At 50.0% G+C, this 16684-nt stretch carries 10 protein-coding genes; 4 read left to right on the plus strand and 6 right to left on the minus strand.

The features are described 5' to 3' along the window. Positions 1-11: 11 nt before the first annotated feature. From ACSV5M_RS00450 to ACSV5M_RS00460, 3 genes are all read right to left on the minus strand, one after another. Entirely contained in the window at positions 12-1583 is a 1572-nt protein-coding gene (locus tag ACSV5M_RS00450) for a tryptophan halogenase family protein (protein ID WP_439173388.1), read from the minus strand. Between the two features lie 262 nt (positions 1584-1845). After that, entirely contained in the window at positions 1846-4770 is a 2925-nt protein-coding gene (locus tag ACSV5M_RS00455; RefSeq protein ID WP_439173389.1) for a TonB-dependent receptor, read from the minus strand. Positions 4771-5266: 496 nt separating this feature from the next. After that, the gene (locus ACSV5M_RS00460) at positions 5267-5683 is read right to left on the minus strand and encodes a c-type cytochrome (protein ID WP_439174016.1); all 417 of its coding nucleotides are present in this window, start codon (positions 5681-5683) and stop codon (positions 5267-5269) included. A 231-nt stretch (positions 5684-5914) separates the two neighbouring features. Between ACSV5M_RS00460 and prsK the strand changes: the two genes are divergently transcribed. From prsK to ACSV5M_RS00480, 4 genes are all read left to right on the plus strand, one after another. Next, positions 5915-8002 carry an XrtA/PEP-CTERM system histidine kinase PrsK gene (prsK, locus tag ACSV5M_RS00465; protein WP_439173391.1) on the plus strand — a complete coding sequence of 696 codons (2088 nt, stop codon included), beginning with the start codon at positions 5915-5917 and terminating at the stop codon, positions 8000-8002. Next, a complete protein-coding gene (prsR, locus tag ACSV5M_RS00470) occupies positions 7983-9368 on the plus strand; it encodes a PEP-CTERM-box response regulator transcription factor (RefSeq protein WP_439173392.1) in 1386 nt (461 codons plus the stop codon). The genes prsK and prsR overlap by 20 nt, the downstream gene beginning before the upstream one ends. A 62-nt stretch (positions 9369-9430) precedes the next feature. Beyond that, the gene (locus ACSV5M_RS00475) at positions 9431-12049 is read left to right on the plus strand and encodes a tetratricopeptide repeat protein (protein ID WP_439173394.1); all 2619 of its coding nucleotides are present in this window, start codon (positions 9431-9433) and stop codon (positions 12047-12049) included. A 101-nt stretch (positions 12050-12150) separates the two neighbouring features. Next, entirely contained in the window at positions 12151-13203 is a 1053-nt protein-coding gene (locus ACSV5M_RS00480) for a GNAT family N-acetyltransferase (protein WP_439173395.1), read from the plus strand. A 5-nt stretch (positions 13204-13208) separates the two neighbouring features. On the opposite strand, the gene ACSV5M_RS00485 is transcribed toward ACSV5M_RS00480, so the two are convergent. The 3 genes from ACSV5M_RS00485 to ACSV5M_RS00495 all read right to left on the minus strand — a co-directional run bounded on the left by ACSV5M_RS00485 (position 13209) and on the right by ACSV5M_RS00495 (position 16621). Beyond that, the gene (locus tag ACSV5M_RS00485; protein WP_439173397.1) at positions 13209-14603 is read right to left on the minus strand and encodes a FemAB family XrtA/PEP-CTERM system-associated protein; all 1395 of its coding nucleotides are present in this window, start codon (positions 14601-14603) and stop codon (positions 13209-13211) included. 77 nt (positions 14604-14680) lie between these two features. Next, entirely contained in the window at positions 14681-15685 is a 1005-nt protein-coding gene (locus tag ACSV5M_RS00490; RefSeq protein ID WP_439173399.1) for a polysaccharide deacetylase family protein, read from the minus strand. 84 nt (positions 15686-15769) lie between these two features. Continuing rightward, positions 15770-16621 (minus strand): polysaccharide deacetylase family protein, encoded by an 852-nt coding sequence (locus tag ACSV5M_RS00495; RefSeq protein ID WP_439173400.1) that lies wholly within the window; start codon positions 16619-16621, stop codon positions 15770-15772. Positions 16622-16684 lie beyond the last annotated feature (63 nt).

The raw sequence follows: 16684 nt of genomic DNA on the forward strand, positions 1-16684 counted from the left end.
CAATAAGGAAGTTAAATCGTCTGCAGCCCGTGCTGCTTTATTTTTTCTATCAGCTCGCGGTTGGGTCGCAATATTTTTTTCAATTGCTGGATATGCTGCGCATTTTCCATAAACAAGGCTTCAGCTTTCTTCCAGTGTTTTTCGTGCATATGTTTGCGATTACGATTGCCACCACTGCTGGCGTCAACCTCGGTAGTACCTTTCATACCGTAATAGACGTACTGGTAACTGGCAGAGGGAAACATCTCTTCGCGCAGCACTTCATCATGCAACCAGGGCGACTGTACCTTCCATAACGCCAGCAGCTCCTTCAAGCTATCCGGCATCGTATTGGCAGCGCCGTTATCACGCCAATAGGCTGAATCGGTTCGTTTGGTCAACACATAATGTAATTTTAAAAAATCGATAATGCGTTCCCAGTGGTGACTCAGGGTGTTGTTAAAGCGCTTGGCTATTGTATCCATCACCCTGCGATTGGCGGGAAACTGTTGCGCAATCATCTTTGCCGACAGCTCGATCAATACCAGCGCGGTTGCCTCAAGCGGCTCGATAAAGCCGGCGGACAAACCAATGGCGACACAGTTTTTATGCCAGAAGGTTTTCCTGTGCCCGGGATTGAACGTAATCTTTCTGACCGCCAGCTCTTCAGCTAATTTATTGCCCACCGAAGGAGCAAGGTAATGGCGCAACTCGCGCTCCGCAGCTTCATCTGTCGTATAATCGCTGGAAAATACGTGGCCAATACCGCGCCGGGATTGCAAGCCAATATCCCAGATCCAGCCATTGGTTTGTGCGGTGGAGAGTGTATGCGATGCAATAGCCGTTTGGCCCTCTGCATAGGGAATTTGCACGGCAAGGGCAGAGTCATTAAATAAAATAGCCTTCCGGGAAACAAAAGGGATGCGGTAATGTTTTTCCATGAGCAAGGATGACAAACCGGTGCAATCAATAAATAAATCGCCAGGAATTTTACCCTGTGCATCGGTCGTCACGGATTCTATATCGCCATTGTCTTGCGAGTTTATGTGGATCACATTCGCACTGATATAGTGTACGCCGAGCTTTTCTACACAATGTTTATGTAAAAAAGGCGCAAATTTTCCGGCATCCAGATGGTAGCCATAATTTAATACCGCACCGAATTCCGCCGTGGTAATTTGTTTTGGCGCATTGCCCAAATCACACATTGCCGCTTGCGGGCAAACCGCGTTGGCAAAAGGGATTTTATCTTTGAAGGGCAACCAGAAAGGTGCCAGATTTATATCGTGGTATTTAGCCGGTGGCGTAAACGGATGGTAGTAGTCATCCTCTTGGGACAAGCTTGTCCAGCGGGAAAATTTGGAACCTTGTTTAAAGCTGGCATCACACTCACGGAAAAAATCCGTTTCTGATATACCCATAGTCTGCAAGGTTGCACGCATGGTAGGCCAGGTACCCTCGCCGACACCGATAGGCTGTACATCGGGAGATTCAATCAGCGTAACCTGAACATGCGCAGGACTTGATGCCGCAATAATACCTGCCGATAACCAACCTGCGGAACCGCCACCCACTATGACAACCCGGGTTATTTGATCTGTCATAAACGACCTACAGATTTCTAATAATTATTGATTAACACGCAGTATGAACAGAAAACAGAGCCAGCGTAAAGCGCTAAAAAAGCCGCTGTTTCCAGCGGCTTTTTATTGCAGTACAACAATTTGTGAACCGCTGAAAAATGTTTCCGAGGCAGCCAGCGCAAGGCAAAAACAGATGAAAAAGCGGAGTTTACATAAGTAAATGAGCATTTTGAGTCTGTTTTTAACGCCGCGCTGGCAACGCAGGTAATTTTTCAGAGGTTCATTAGAAGTTGTAACGAACACCCAGGTTATAACGGGCACCGGTTTCAATGTAATTGAACGTCATACCCGTGTGACGGCCATATTGACGGGTGGTTTCATCGGTAATATTCAGACCTTCAAGCGAAACCGTCAGGTTGTCCGTCAGCTCGTAACTGACACTCGCATCCACCTGACCGTAGGCTTCGGTGTAACGCGGGTTACCGCCACCGCTGGCCAGGAAGTCATCGCGCCAGTTGTAAGCAATACGCACTTGCAAGCCATCTTTATCGTAGAAGCCAATAAAGTTGGCTGAGTCACTCAATCCATAGATAGCGAATTGCGCAGCCTTGGATACGTTGTTGTACTCCGTATCGGAATCTACGTGAGTGGCGTTAGCCTGGAAACCAAAGCCTGATTCACCAAAGGTGTGTTGCACAATGAGTTCAATACCATCAATCGATACATCTTCATTGTTTATCGGGCGTGTTACTTCAAAGGGCAGAATCGGATCTTCAGGCAATGCATAAACAAAACCTGTTGCAGCGTCTGAGCTATCCGGATAGTTAGCAACGATGTATTGATTGATTGCCACCAGATCGTTACCCACTGCAGCAACCGCAGCCTGCCATCTTGGACCGTTAACCGGCGTATGGAAACCACTGTCTTCAATCACTTGCGGCGCACTGCTGCCAACGAAATCCACTACATCTTTCTTGAAGTAGCCGAGCGACACATAACTGGAGTCAGCGTAGTACCACTCTGCTGATATATCGTAGTTGGTCGACTCCATGGGGTTCAGGTCCGGATCACCGGCTGATGCAGAGCCCATGCTGATACGCGGCGCGGTACCCCAGATAAAACCGCCTTTAAGGTCATTGTAGTTCGGGCGGGCAATTGTTTTGCTGAACGAGGCACGGAGTTTGACGTCATCGGTCAGGAAGATGTCAAAATCCACACTCGGCAAGGTTTTCGAATAACTACCTGTGGTGGTGGCATATTCAAAACCGCCCGTGGACAACAAGGAGTATTCATTTCCGCTATTCCACCGGATATAAGGTGTGTAAGCGGAGACGTTAGCCGTTGACTCTACCTCGGTTGACTCGTGACGAACACCTACGGCCAGATTAGCAGGCATGCCGGCGATCTCTGGTTTGAAACCAAATTGCAAATAAGCAAAATCAGAGGTTTCTACGGTGACTTGTTCATCGAATCCGTCGTTCGCTAATGCCGGGTCCCGGGTAGTGCAATAGGCCCTTGGGCAGAAGCCGGTATCAGAACCGTAAAGCTCGGCACCGATCGCCAACAGTTCGTTCCAATTGCCACGCACAAACGTGTTCTGGAAGTTCGGGCTGTTTACCGCACCGTGATCGAAGTAGTTGGATAGCTGATCGACAATCCAGTAAGACTGCGGAATATCCCCAACACCATTTTCACCCTGCACACCACTCCAGCTGCCCTGGTTTTGCTGTTGCAGTCCCAGGAAGAAGTATTCGTTGGTGATCTCGTTGGTGCCTATACCGGCTTTAATGTTGTGGATGAAACTGTCATCAAAGGTGTAGGTACCTTTTAACTGGTATTCATCAACCGAAGAATCCTGCTCCTGAATACGGAAGATGTTGTTGGTCAGTTGCTGGATAGCAACGTCCGGCGTTGGCGTGGTACGACCATCTTCGTAACCTACCTGCAGGATTGGGAACTTGCCAGATAACTCCAGAGATGCACGGTAGTTATCGATGGTACCAATATTAAATTGGTTGTTACCGCCCCACTTGCCGTCCGGCCCGGAATAGGAGTCTGAATTGTGTGCATCCAGCTCCAACGCCAGGTTATCTGTCGCATCCCACTTGATATTCAGGCCAGCGGATTTCAGGTCAGATTTGGTTTTGTTGTATTTGATAATGCCGTTAATTTCATGCCAGCCGGTGTTTTCTGTGTAGGACAACGGATACGCCGGATTGGTGTCACTCCACTCGATGTCCAGACCACTGGTGCGGGTAAACCACATACCGGTACCAAAATTATTGGTCTCATTCTTTTGTTGGACGTACAAGTAATCTGCGGTAACTGTCAGTTGTTCTACCGGCTGGTATTGAAAGGTCAGCTGGCCGTTCAACCGCTTGCGGTTTACTTCATTAACCGAGTACATAACCTCTGACGGAATACCGTAGGTTCTGCCATCGCCCGGTTGGTGTTCTTCCGGGATATTCGCCCAGTCACCCCCATCCGGCGCATGAACAAACCAGTCGCTGACGCTGGCGTTGCGGTCACCGCTGTTACGCTCCTGGTAACTACCGGTCAAGGCAACACCGATGGTGTCATCGGCAAAGGTATTGCTGAACAGACCGGACACTTCCGGCGTCAGGTCGTCTTCCATCACCGAAGAATCATCGTAGACCGCTTTGGCCCCTACGACGGCTTTCAGGCCGGGGTTTTTAAGCGGGCGCGGGGTGATGATGTTGATCAACGCACCCATACCGCCCGATTGCAGGTCTGCACGGCCACTTTTGTAGACTTCTACCCCCGCAACACCTTCAGACGCCAGGTTGGCAAAGTCGAACGAGCGGCTGGTGCCGAACGATGAAGCGGGCATCTGGCGGTTATTCAGGGTCACCAGGTTGTAATCACCGGCCAAACCACGCACGGTAACCTTGCTGCCTTCACCGTTTACACGGTCGATAGAAACACCGGGGATACGTTGTAGGGATTCAGCCAGGTTGGTATCCGGCATCTTGCCGATATCTTCGGCAGAGATGGCGTCGACCACGCCGACCGCGTTGCGCTTGACGTCCATCGAACGCGTCAAACTCGCGCGAATACCGGTCACGACGACCTCTTCAACAACCCCTTCGTCCTGCGCCAGGACAGCGGTGCTGCTGAGGCCCGCCAAGGCGGATGCGGCAACCGCACTCGCTAACAGTTTTTTTCTAAAAATAGTGGTTTTGTTCATGATGCTTTTTCCTCAAACGTTATTGTTATCGTGACTGCTATAAGAGAAGCCGCACTCCGAAGGAACACTGCAACCCTTACCGCATTGCCCGAGTGGCCTTGCCTCACAGATCAAAAGCCTCGGCGGAAGCTGATGACCCGGATGCATATTCACAAAAACCATTGAGGTGGGCGTCCGAGTAGGGTCAGACATGGCTATGCCGTACGTTCGAATGAAAAACCTTTACTCGGCCGAAAAATTTTTTGTTTAAAAACAAAAAGTTAGAGATTTCTGGCGGGACGAGCGAAGAAGAAAAAAATCAGAAATTTTGCGCCTGTCCCACTTTCATCAACTCGTGGACCAGGGTCGTAAGGTGGAGGTTTGCTGATGAAGGAAAGGCAAACATCCTTCCGTCAGGAAAGCGATAACGAACGAAGCACGGGAAGCGATAAGGGGTAAAGCGGGGAGAGAAAGTAGATGGGCTAACTGACACTACATCAGTTAGCCCACAGAGGGATTACTGGGCGCCCTCGACGAGGTAATCAACCGCTGCCTTGACTTCATCTTCGGAGCAGGTGCTGCATAAGCCCATGGCGGGCATACCGTTGAAACCATCAATAGCGTGGGTATAAAGGGTGTCGATACCCTTGGCGATACGCGGAGCCCAGTCATCCGCACTACCGGTTTTGGGCGCGCCGGCCACACCGATAGCGTGACAAGTCGTGCAGGCACTCTTGTACACCTCTTCACCGGACTTGGGGCCACTGCTGACGGCTACCGGGGCGGCAGCACAGCTTTCGCCGGATTTACAAACACTGCCAACGGGGGCGATGCGCGCTTTCATCTCTTCAGTCAGGGCCGCTGACTGGCTGTAGGCGAGACCGGAAACAGCACCAAGGCCCACGACCAGTACCAGACTGAATATCTTCTTCATTTGGCTCACGGTTTTTTCCTCTTCTTTATATATAACGCCCCGCTGGGCAAAGTCGGCGGCCATTATAGCCACAAATCTGTATCAACGTGAACTGAACACCTGACACCTGCAAGGTCGTGTAATAGCAGGCTCCATTGTTTAATTTTATGCTTCCATTACAGCCGCTGATTTGATCTGCCTCCATCTGCTGTTATGCTTTAACCTCATTTTTTTCGGAAAAATCCGTAAGCCATGGAATATAACAGCGTCACCTTTACCGCTTATCTGAGTGCCGCCATTGTCGCGGCCCTGTTGACGGTTACCTACTGTTATCAATTCTTCAGGCAACAACGCACCTATGTGTTCGCCCTGGCGGCCGCTACCCATACCCTGAGCCTGCTGGTGATTGCCCTGTCATTTGGCGACCGGGATTATTCCGCACTCACCTTGCTGGTCTTTGAATGCCTGCACTACAACGTGTGGGTATTGTGCATCGCCCTGATTCTGCGGGCCGCCACCAACAAACAGCGCCTGCCGCGCAGCCTGAAGATCCTGTTCAGCATCGGCTGGCCGTTAACCGCCGTGGTACTGGTGGCCAGCCTGGCTGACTTTGAGCCACTATTGCGCCTGTCGTCCTGGTTTGCGCTGACGCTTGCAGTCATCGGGCTGGTGAGCATAGAGCAACTGTTTCGCTATGCCGCAGCCAATGATCGCCAGATCAAATTGATGTGTATGAACCTGGGCGTGCTGTTCCTCTACGATATCTATCTTTATACCCACAGCCTGATCTTTCAGGGACTGGACCCCTTGCTGTGGCAGTCCCGCGCCGCCGTATCCATCGGCACCTGCCTGTTTATGGCCTTAGGCGGCCTGCTGTTGATGCAGCAGAATGACCGTCCCGCGCACTTCAACCTTTCCCGTCCCATCGCGTTTTACACCACATCCCTGGTCGGGGTCGGTGTACTTATCAGCGCCCTCGCGCTGGGAGGCTATTACGTGCGGCTTTACGGCGGTAACTGGGGAACGGTGGTGTACAGTTTTGTGTTGATCGGCGCTGTGCTGGCGATTGCGACGGTGTTCCTTTCCAGCAGTATCCGCTCACAACTGTCCGTGCTTATCAACAAACATCTGTTCCGCCATAAATATGATTACCGCAGCGAATGGCTGGGCCTGATCAACTATCTGGCTCAACCCGCAGAGAACAACGAAGTAAATCAGCGCGCATTTTACGCCGTAGCATCTATTACCAAGGCTCCCGGTGGCGCCATCTGGCTACGCAAGCAAGGCTACTATGAGCCGGTTTTCCAATCGGGCATTCCCGGCTTTGTGGACCTGCAGGAAGAAGCGGTGGACAGCCCTTTTTGTGAGACCTTCCTGCAATCCGAATGGGTCTTTTTCCCCGACTCCGGCGACAACGAAGCGCTGAGTCAGAACAATGAATTCCTGCCCCACTGGGCGCGCAATATTCCGGAACTCTGGTTGATCTTTCCGCTGATCGTCGCCGATGAGCTGGTGGGTTTTATGGCACTGACTAAACCCACTGCGGACGCGTCGCTGACCTGGGAAGATCTGGACATGCTGAAAACCATGGGACGCCAGCTGGCGAGCTACCTGAAACGCCATCAGCAAGCGGAGCAGTTAGTGGAGGTACGCCAGTTTGATACTTACAACAAATTGGTGGCTTTTATTATCCATGACCTCAACAACCTGATTGCGCAACAGGCACTGGTCGTGCGTAACGCAGAGCGCCATAAAGACAACCCCGCTTTTATTGAAGATGCTATTGAGACCATCAGTAACTCGGTGGATCGCATGAATAACCTGTTAAGGAAATTGCGTCGCGATGAAAGCGACCTGGTCAAGCGCTTGCATTTGCGCGACGTGATTGACCAGGCGCTGGCAGAATGCCAACGCAGTTCGCCGGTGCTCACGGCGGATATCCAGGATACCGATAAAACCATCAACGCCGATCAGGTCCGCCTGGTGATGACCATCACCAACTTCATCAAAAATGCCCAGGAAGCCACGCCCGATGACGGGCGCGTCCACCTCACATTGCGCTGCTCCGGCAATAATGCCACCATAACCATCGAAGATAATGGTTCCGGCATGGACTGGGATTTTATTCACAACCGTTTGTTTAAACCTTTCGACACCACCAAATCCGGCAAGGGTATGGGTATCGGTGTGTATCTCTCGCGTGAATACATTAGTGAATTGGGCGGCACATTGAATGTGATCAGCGCCGTCGGCGAAGGTACAACGATCACCATTACCCTGCCCCTCAACGAGCCACTTCAACAAGGATTTATGAGCTTCCATGAGCAGACAGTCCAGTAACAAGCCCACGCTCCTGATTATCGAAGATGACCGCGGCCTGCAAAGCCAATTGCGCTGGCACTTCGACCAATACGAAACCATCATTGCCGAGAACCGCCAGGACGCCATTGCCGCGCTGCGCTTACATGAAGCCTCCGTCATTATTCAGGACCTGGGGCTCCCGCCGGATGAAGACGGTGTGGATGAAGGCTTTAAATGCATCCAGGATATCCTGCGTATTTCTCCCACCAGTAAGATCATTGTCATGACCGGCAAGACCGGTCACGAACATGCCATCAGCGCGATTGCCATGGGCGCTTACGATTATTATCAAAAGCCGGTTGATCCCGGCACGCTCGACCTGATTGTGCAGCGCGCATTTCATATTTATGAATTGGAAGAAGACAATCGCCGGTTGCACATTACCCAGCAGGAGCCGCTGGAAGGTTTGATCACTAACGACCCCAAGATGTTAAAAATTTGCCGGCAACTGGAAAAAATTGCCCCCACCACCGTGACCTGTACCCTACTGGGCGAAAGCGGCACCGGCAAGGAAGTGATGGCGCGCGCGATCCACCAGATCAGCCCGCGGCGCAATAAACGTTTCGTTGCGATTAACTGTGCGGCGGTGCCGGAAAATTTAATTGAGAGTGAATTGTTCGGTTACGAAAAAGGTGCTTTTACTGGCGCCAATAAAACCACCGTCGGCAAGGTGGAAACTGCCAATGAAGGTACATTGTTCCTGGATGAGATCGGCGATATGCCACTCAACCTGCAATCCAAATTATTGCGCTTTTTGCAGGAGCGTGTGATCGAACGCGTTGGCGGCCGCACAGAAATCCCGGTGGATGTGCGCGTAATTTGTGCCACCAATAAAGATCTGCAAAAGATGGTGAGCGAAGGCACCTTTCGTGAAGATTTGTTTTACCGCATTTGCGAAATGACGGTGGATATTCCACCGCTGCGGCTGCGCCACGGCGACAAGGTTCTGCTCGCGCGCCATTTCAAGATGAAGTTTGCCGCAGAACACTCACAAAATATCAGCGGCTTTACGCCGGACGCCATTGCCGCCATTGAAAGCTACAACTGGCCCGGCAATATTCGCGAGATGGAAAACAAGGTGAAGCGCGCTGTCATCATGGCTGATGGCAAGTACATCACGCGCGAAGACATGGGGCTTGCCGATGCCGGCGAGCTGTCACTGAATCTGCGCCATGTGCGCCAGGCGGCAGAACAGTCCGCCATCATGCGCGCGCTGGTGATGACCGACAACAATATCTCTGCCGCGGCCAAACTGCTCGGCATAACACGCCCGACGTTTTACGACCTGATTAAAAAATATGACATACCGGTAGCGCATAATCAGACCAACCACGACAACGATTAACCGCAAGCTGTGTTTTTGCGCCTCAATCAGGCACCGCGAACCTATCACGGAACAGAATGACCATGAAATACCTCACTATCATCGCAGGCTTCGGGCTGGCTTTATTGATCGCCGGTTGCGGTAACAAGGAAGCCGAACAGGCCGCCAATGTTGAGCGCCACCTGCGTACGGCTGAAGCCTATACCCAGCAAGGTCAACTGCGCGCGGCAATGATCGAAGCCAAGAATGCCATCCAGTTACAGCCGGAAAATGCCGCCGGCTATATGGCGCTGGCCCGCATTTACAACCATATGGGCGCTTATGGTGCGACCCAGGAGCTGCTTGAAAGCGTTGTAACCCGGCATCCGCAAACCAGCACCCTGCTCGCCGAAGCCTATCTGAACACCCAGAAATATCGCTCAACGCTTGAAATCCTGGACGCGCACCCGGCACAGGAAACCGCCGAACAATACCAACAATGGATTTTACGCGGTCGCGCACAGATCCCGGTCGGTGATCGCAGCGGTTTTGACACAACGCTCGCGCAATTGGAAACCTATGACAACAGCGGTTTGGATGTCGAATTACTGCGCGCTCGCTGGGCTTTGGCTAATGGCGAAAGTGACCTTGCAGCAAAAAGTCTGACGCAATTGCTCAGCCAACATCCCGAGCATTTTGATGCGTTGATTTTACAAGGCGAGATAGCGCTTTATCGAAATGATCTACCCAGCGCTGAAAAACATTTTACCCGCGCCCTGACTACACTGGGCACGACTGACATCATGACGGCACAACGCATCATGGTATTGAACCAGCTAACCGATGTACTGATTCGTGAAGGACGCACCAGCGAAGCTTACGCTTATCAAAAATTATTATCGGAAGCCAATCCTGAAAGTCATTCAGCACAGCAACGTTTTAACGAAGCCCTGGCGTTATACCAGGACGGCAACTATGCCGATGCGGAAGCTGTGCTCACCAAACTGCACGAAGAATTTCCGCAGAACGCCACCACCGGCACATTGCTGGGCCTAGTGCAACATCAACTGGGGCGCGACGAGAGTGCCGCCGAATTATTTGACCAATACATTGATCCTGAAACCGCGTCTACCAGTTTGATCCAGACCGCCGTGTTAACCAAATTGCGCGCCGACCAGGACGACGAAGCACTGACATTATTAAAGATGGCCAGTGAAAACCAGCCACAGAATCCGGCGCTCCTTGCCAGTTATGGCCTCGCCCTGCTGGACCGGGATGCCAAGAGTAATGAAGGTGCACTGGCCCTGGAAAAAAGCCTTGCACTGGACACCTCGCAACAACGCCTGCGCATCGCCCTGGCCAAGCGTTATTTTGCACTGGAAAATACCGAGCAGGCATTGGCGCAATTGCAGAAAGCCTATACCGAGATGCCACTCGACATTATTATCCAGCAAAGCTACTTTCACGCCCTGATTGCCAATGGCCAGCAGGCGGAAGTCAAAACCCTTATCGCCCAATTCCAGCAACAATTTCCTGACAATCCACGCGGCGACTTTCTTGCGGGCTGGCTCGCGTATGAAGAAAAGCAGTTAGCCGAAGCACAACGCGCGTTTGAAAAAGCGATTGCCCATCCGGATAACCGCGAAAAACAATTTGCCTATGCCGGCCTCGCGCAAATTTATACCGACCAGCAAAAACCGGCACAAGCCATCGAGTCCTGGCAGTCAGCCTTGCAGGCCGACCCAGCCATGATCCCCGCTTACGGCCACTGGCTGACGTTAATGCAATCACAAAAACGCACCAAGGAAGCGATAGAATTTCTGGTTGCGCTGGAAGAAGGAAGCCAGCAATGGCAACCAGCGGTAATGCTTGCACGCATCTATGCATCGCAACATGATATCCAACAAGCCATAACGCATATCGAAACCGCAATGGCACGCAGTGGTAATAGCATACCTGTCAAGCAATTGGCAGCTAACCTATACCATCAACAAGGCGTCGCCCTGCTGGCAAAAAAACAACCGGATGAAGCCAAAACTTTCTTGCTGCGCGCATTAAAATTGTTTCCTGATGATATGCGTTATCTGGGCAGCATGGTTCAAGCGGAGCTGGGGGTACAGAATATTGCAGAAGCTCAAAAATTACTGGATCAGTTAACATCTACCCAAACCAATCAGGCCGCACGCTTTAACTTGCAAGCGATGATTCGCATCGCAGAAAAGAAGCCTGAAGAAGCCTTACAACTTTATCGTCAATCCTGGCAATCCACGCCCAATGACACCGCTGCTGAAGCACTTTTTAGTCACCATCAAAAAAATAATCCGCAACAGGCGGACGCCTTTGTCGATGAGTGGATACAAAAATTACCACAGAGTGCCAAACCAACCCTGATAAAAGCCATGGCCGCACAGCGCACCCAGGACTCGGCCAAGGCTGTTAAATGGTATGAAAAAACTTTGGAATTAGCCCCGCAAATGCCTGCCGCGCTCAACAACCTCGCCTGGCTTTACTACGAACAGAAAGATTCACGCGCGCTGGAACTGGCCAAACGTGCCTATGAACTCGCACCTACCAGTGCAGCTATCCTCGATACCTATGGGTGGTTACTGGTAGAAAGTGGCGACGTGCAACAGGGCCACCGGATTCTGGAGCAAGCTGCTCGCGCGGCGCCGGATAATGAGGAGATTCGGGAGCATTTGGCAGTAGCTAAAGAGCGACTGTGAATTCTTTTACCGCTCAATGGAGAAACTGAAGCAGGATGTTATTGCTCTTACGATTATGTAGCGATGCGATGGCAACTGCGCGATAACCGGCAGACATCCTTATGAAGCGAGATCCCTCCGATTTTTTTCCTTGCACTCATCAACCAGGCTTGTTTCGTTCGCCGGCCTGGTTGATGGCTTGGTGTGAGACGTGGGGCAAACATCCCGCTATACGATTGTCCGAAGATAGCGCAGCTCCGCTTTCAATTGCAGTGCTAGAGCGAATGATTGCCTGCACGCGCTCTTATAAAGGGAAAATCTTGCCCCTGACCACTGCTTATCCCGTAGGGCTTTCTACCAGGGAAATACCCAGTATTCGCAGTGAGTACTTCTTTTTTGGGAACGAAGATAAACATTTATCGGATACCATTAACCATCGTCTGGATACTGCATTACAACGCCCATGGGACCAGTTTTACATAGCCGATCTACTACGTTCATCTCCTACTTATCATTTGCTTTTACAGGCGGCCAAGGCCCGAAATTTAGATGTTATTCATAGCAAAATTGAACCAACCTACGCGATTGACTTACGCCAGCAGGATTTCGCAGGTTACCTGCGTGAACTGGGAAAAAACACACGTTTACGACTGTACAACCGTCGACAAAACCTTGAACGACAAGGTTCGGTAACCATTGAGAACATCTGGCCAGACCGCGCTGCCTTTTTCCAGTTATTAAATGATTTTCACCAACTTCGTTGGGGCAAAGCCTGTTACCGAGGTAGAAACCTCGATTTTATTAATGTGTTTCTGGACCATTTAGCCCTAGAGGGACATGAGGTCGATTTTTCGGTTATGAGCATTTCCGGTGCACCCGTTTCTGTTGCCTTCGACATCCGCTATCAGGGAAGGCAGTATAATTTTCAAAGTGGCTATCTGGAAAATTTCTGTCGTTCTGTCTCCTTGGGAACCTTACATTTCGGCTATCAAATTGAAGCAGCATTCACTAACCCGACCATTCAATACTATGACTTTATGGCCGGCAAAGGGAAGAAAAGTGACTACAAAAAGAGGTTGGTCAACCGTCATGATGAATTTGCAACGCTGTTATTGATAAGAAGCCGCTGGTTAAAGCAGATCTACCGATTCCAGTCACTCATCAAAAAACGCTGATAAAGTCAGGGAAGATTAGCAACAATTGGCGGGCCAATTAATTTGCTCAACCACACTGGCATTTTTTTCCAAATATTGATCATAAGCTTATACTTCGGGTTATCCGGATTTAACTCCGGGACAGCGCCCCCCTCCGGAAAGAGATAATACCAATAGTGCGTATGAGCCACGGCTCCCCATTGTTTTTTGAATTTAAAGGTGCCTGCATCGCGGGTAGATCGGCCAAAATCAAAAAATTGGTAACCTTCATTCACTGCGTAACCCAGAATTCTCCTATACATCCACATATTGACATTCATCGCATTAGCTTGCCTGATAGTCGATGCCCAAGGTATCTCAAGCATTCCTTCGTGACCTATCAGAAAACCGGTTGCCACAGGCTTTTGATTTACATACACGACCGCAATGACAGCATTTATTTTTGATTCAGTGAGAATATTGGCAAACCATTTTTTTCCATAAACTGGCGTGCCGAGATCACGCATATTATGAGCAAAGACGCGATAAAAATCGTTCAACAGCTCTATTTTGCCAAATACAATTTTGGGTTGGTATTCCTCTGATTTCTTATACTGTGCGCGAACTTTTGCACCTAATTGCTCATCAAGAGAAGCTTCGCTATCAGGTAAACTCAGGACCATCGATACCTTTTTGCTGGAGAAGTGCTCACCCAGGTCCGGCTGCATAGTGCGGATTTCTATGTGGGAAAGACTTTCATGTTTACAAATTGTTTTCAGGTGTCCAATGATATCTCTCGCCACATTAAACCACCTTGAGATTACACCACCGTAATTAAAGTAGGGAATGGATACGGCGAATTTCCCGAACAATCTACTGGAGAAAAAGGTTAACGGTATGCCACCGATAACCTTTCCTTCATCATTTATAGCAACCCATATTCGCGTTGGATGACCAAACGACCGCCTGATCAGCTCCGCCCAGACGGGATGATGATATGCGGATGTTTGCGCAGCTGATAAAAAGTCTTCCCACAGATGTCGCTCCGCGGCCCTTAGCTCTCGTACCGTGTAGCCCCCATTGTAATGATGCTCCGAGGCTATAACAAAAGGTGGTAGTGGTGCGCCCTGTTGTTGGTTTGCATTAAGCGCATCGGCCAGGCGCTTTTCGATTGTTTTAAGCTCTTCTTCAATACCTTTTATCTCGGCCGAGACCACTTGCATAGCAAGGATTAATGACTCTCGCTCATCTGCGGCTTGTTCCGGTGCTTTAAACTGACGTGCTATTTCGGACTTATTTTTTTTTGCCTCTTTCAGTCGGGATCTAAGTTGCGTCAGTTGGTCGACCTGTTCCAACAGCTCGCGCCTCTTGCTACTCTCGACCGAAATACCAAGCGAAGCCATACTCGATTCCGGCGAAGCCAGAAATTTTTTTATGTCCATTGTCCTACCTTAACTAATACGCCTGGTATGAATCTATTCAGCTGATTTTTGAGACGATTTATAGTGATGATTAAATTTCAGGAGAGTTTGTTTCTGAGCACTTCTATCCAGGATGAATAGCGTACGAATTTATCAAAGGTTTCAGGAAAACCAATGCGATCAATCTGATACAGATTATTACGTATCGCCTGCAGATTGGTAGGCTTGGATATTGTTGTAATGGCCGATGAGAAGCCCACCTGTTCGACCAAACGCGGGTGTGTAGCCGAAAAATCCCGCGCAGTACCAGAGGGATAACAGAACACACGTGATGGGTTCTTAAGCTCGCTCTCGATCCGCTGTTTGGAATAGGTCAATTCCTGCAAAATTTCCTCGTCACTTAACGCACTCAACACAAGGTGTGAACGAGAATGAGCTCCCACGCGCAAGCCCTGACTTTCATAGGTGCGCAGCGCTTCCCATGTGGCCGGGGCGTATTCTTCGGGTGCTTTCTCTGGAACGCTGACGCCACATATCTCTTGCAGTTGTTGCAGGAATTCGTGCAGGGATTTTTTGTTAAGGGTTTTAGCGTGGCGGGATAATGCTCTGCGCGCATTAACCCGATGCCCGGGGCTTGAGCAATTCAACTCAAGTTGTTTTCCGGCAGTTTCCAATGTAAAGCGGGTGAGGTGCGTATTCCAGATAACATAAGATACTTTCGCATCCCATGGCCAATCTACCCGGTCAACAAAATCGGTAATGGTAAAAAGGGTTGGCTTTGCCTGATGTCTGAGCAGTACGGGGACCAGGCGAGTAACCTGATCCGCATAACCATCATCCAGGGTAAAACATAACGTGGGGTGAGTCAGTTCCTGCTGCCTAACCGCCGCTTCAACCAATTCGTCAATGGATGCGAATCGATAGCCGCGTTCAACCGCAAACTGCAGACTTTGATCCAGTAATTCCTCGTCGATGCCATGAAAAGAATGGTTGGCAGGATTAGGGCGATGCAAGGTATAGATCGTTACAAACGGGCCTAATAGCTTCGTCATCCAACGATCAACATATTTATTCGTCATTGCCTGCAACAATAAATGGTTCATCGCACTCCTGTCTTTTGCAGCCCTTGAGGCTAAACAACCGCTATGCTCTAGGATCTATACCCATATTTCATGATGATGTTGCTATCAAACCCAGCCGGAAAGCCGCGCACGAAACAGCCTGCGACTGCAACTCACTTCATCGTGCAAGCCAATGCGAGTTAATTCGTGAAGATTCAGCTCGTAATCTTTATTAATTCCACGTTGCGTCGTCACAGAGGCTCGATAGTGCTGCTTTACCAATGATAACGCAAGATCGTTATAATCGCCGTTGGGAAAGCAGAATAAATCTACCGTTGATTGCAACCGTTGCTCCAGTAATGTTTTGCTGTGGACAATCTCATACTCCAGCTCTTCCTGAGACAATGCATTAGTCAGGCGGCGATGTGTGCAGGTGTGCGAACCAATATCTACCAATCCCGACTGTTTCATCTCGCACAGCTGATCCCAATTCATCAATGCCGGTGTCATGCCCCCTGCATAACTGGTGCACAAGGCTCGCCAGTTAATTTGCTCCAACGCATCAAAAATATCTGCATCCGTGTGTACTTTTAACTGTTTAATGACACCAGCCACCTGATCTACAGTAACATTCCCCGTCAATCTATTGACATAGGGCTGAAATATCGGGTGCCGTTCCAGTTCTTGTTTAGCTCCGTGAAGCAATAAATTGGCCAGGATATTTGGCCAGAATTGAAAATCTGTCCCTATTTTTTCCACGACTGCAAATAGCGTTGCCGGTGTAGAGTATGTTTGCAATACAGGGAAAGCATATTGATAATTATCAAGCCAGCCATCATCAAATGTAATGGCGCAAGCCCGGTCAGGAACAGCCACACCCGCTCGATGCAGATCAATCCATTCTTTAAGAGATATAAGATCAAACTGCCGTTTCACCTCCTGGATATGCATCTCAAGTGTTTCGGGCCGAATCAACATACCGGGCTCTTCCCGGCCGTAACGCACATCATGGGCCGGCAGAACGCGGTGATACATCAGCAA

The sequence above is a fragment of the Cellvibrio sp. ARAG 10.3 genome, assembly GCF_051846955.1.
GTDB lineage: Bacteria > Pseudomonadota > Gammaproteobacteria > Pseudomonadales > Cellvibrionaceae > Cellvibrio.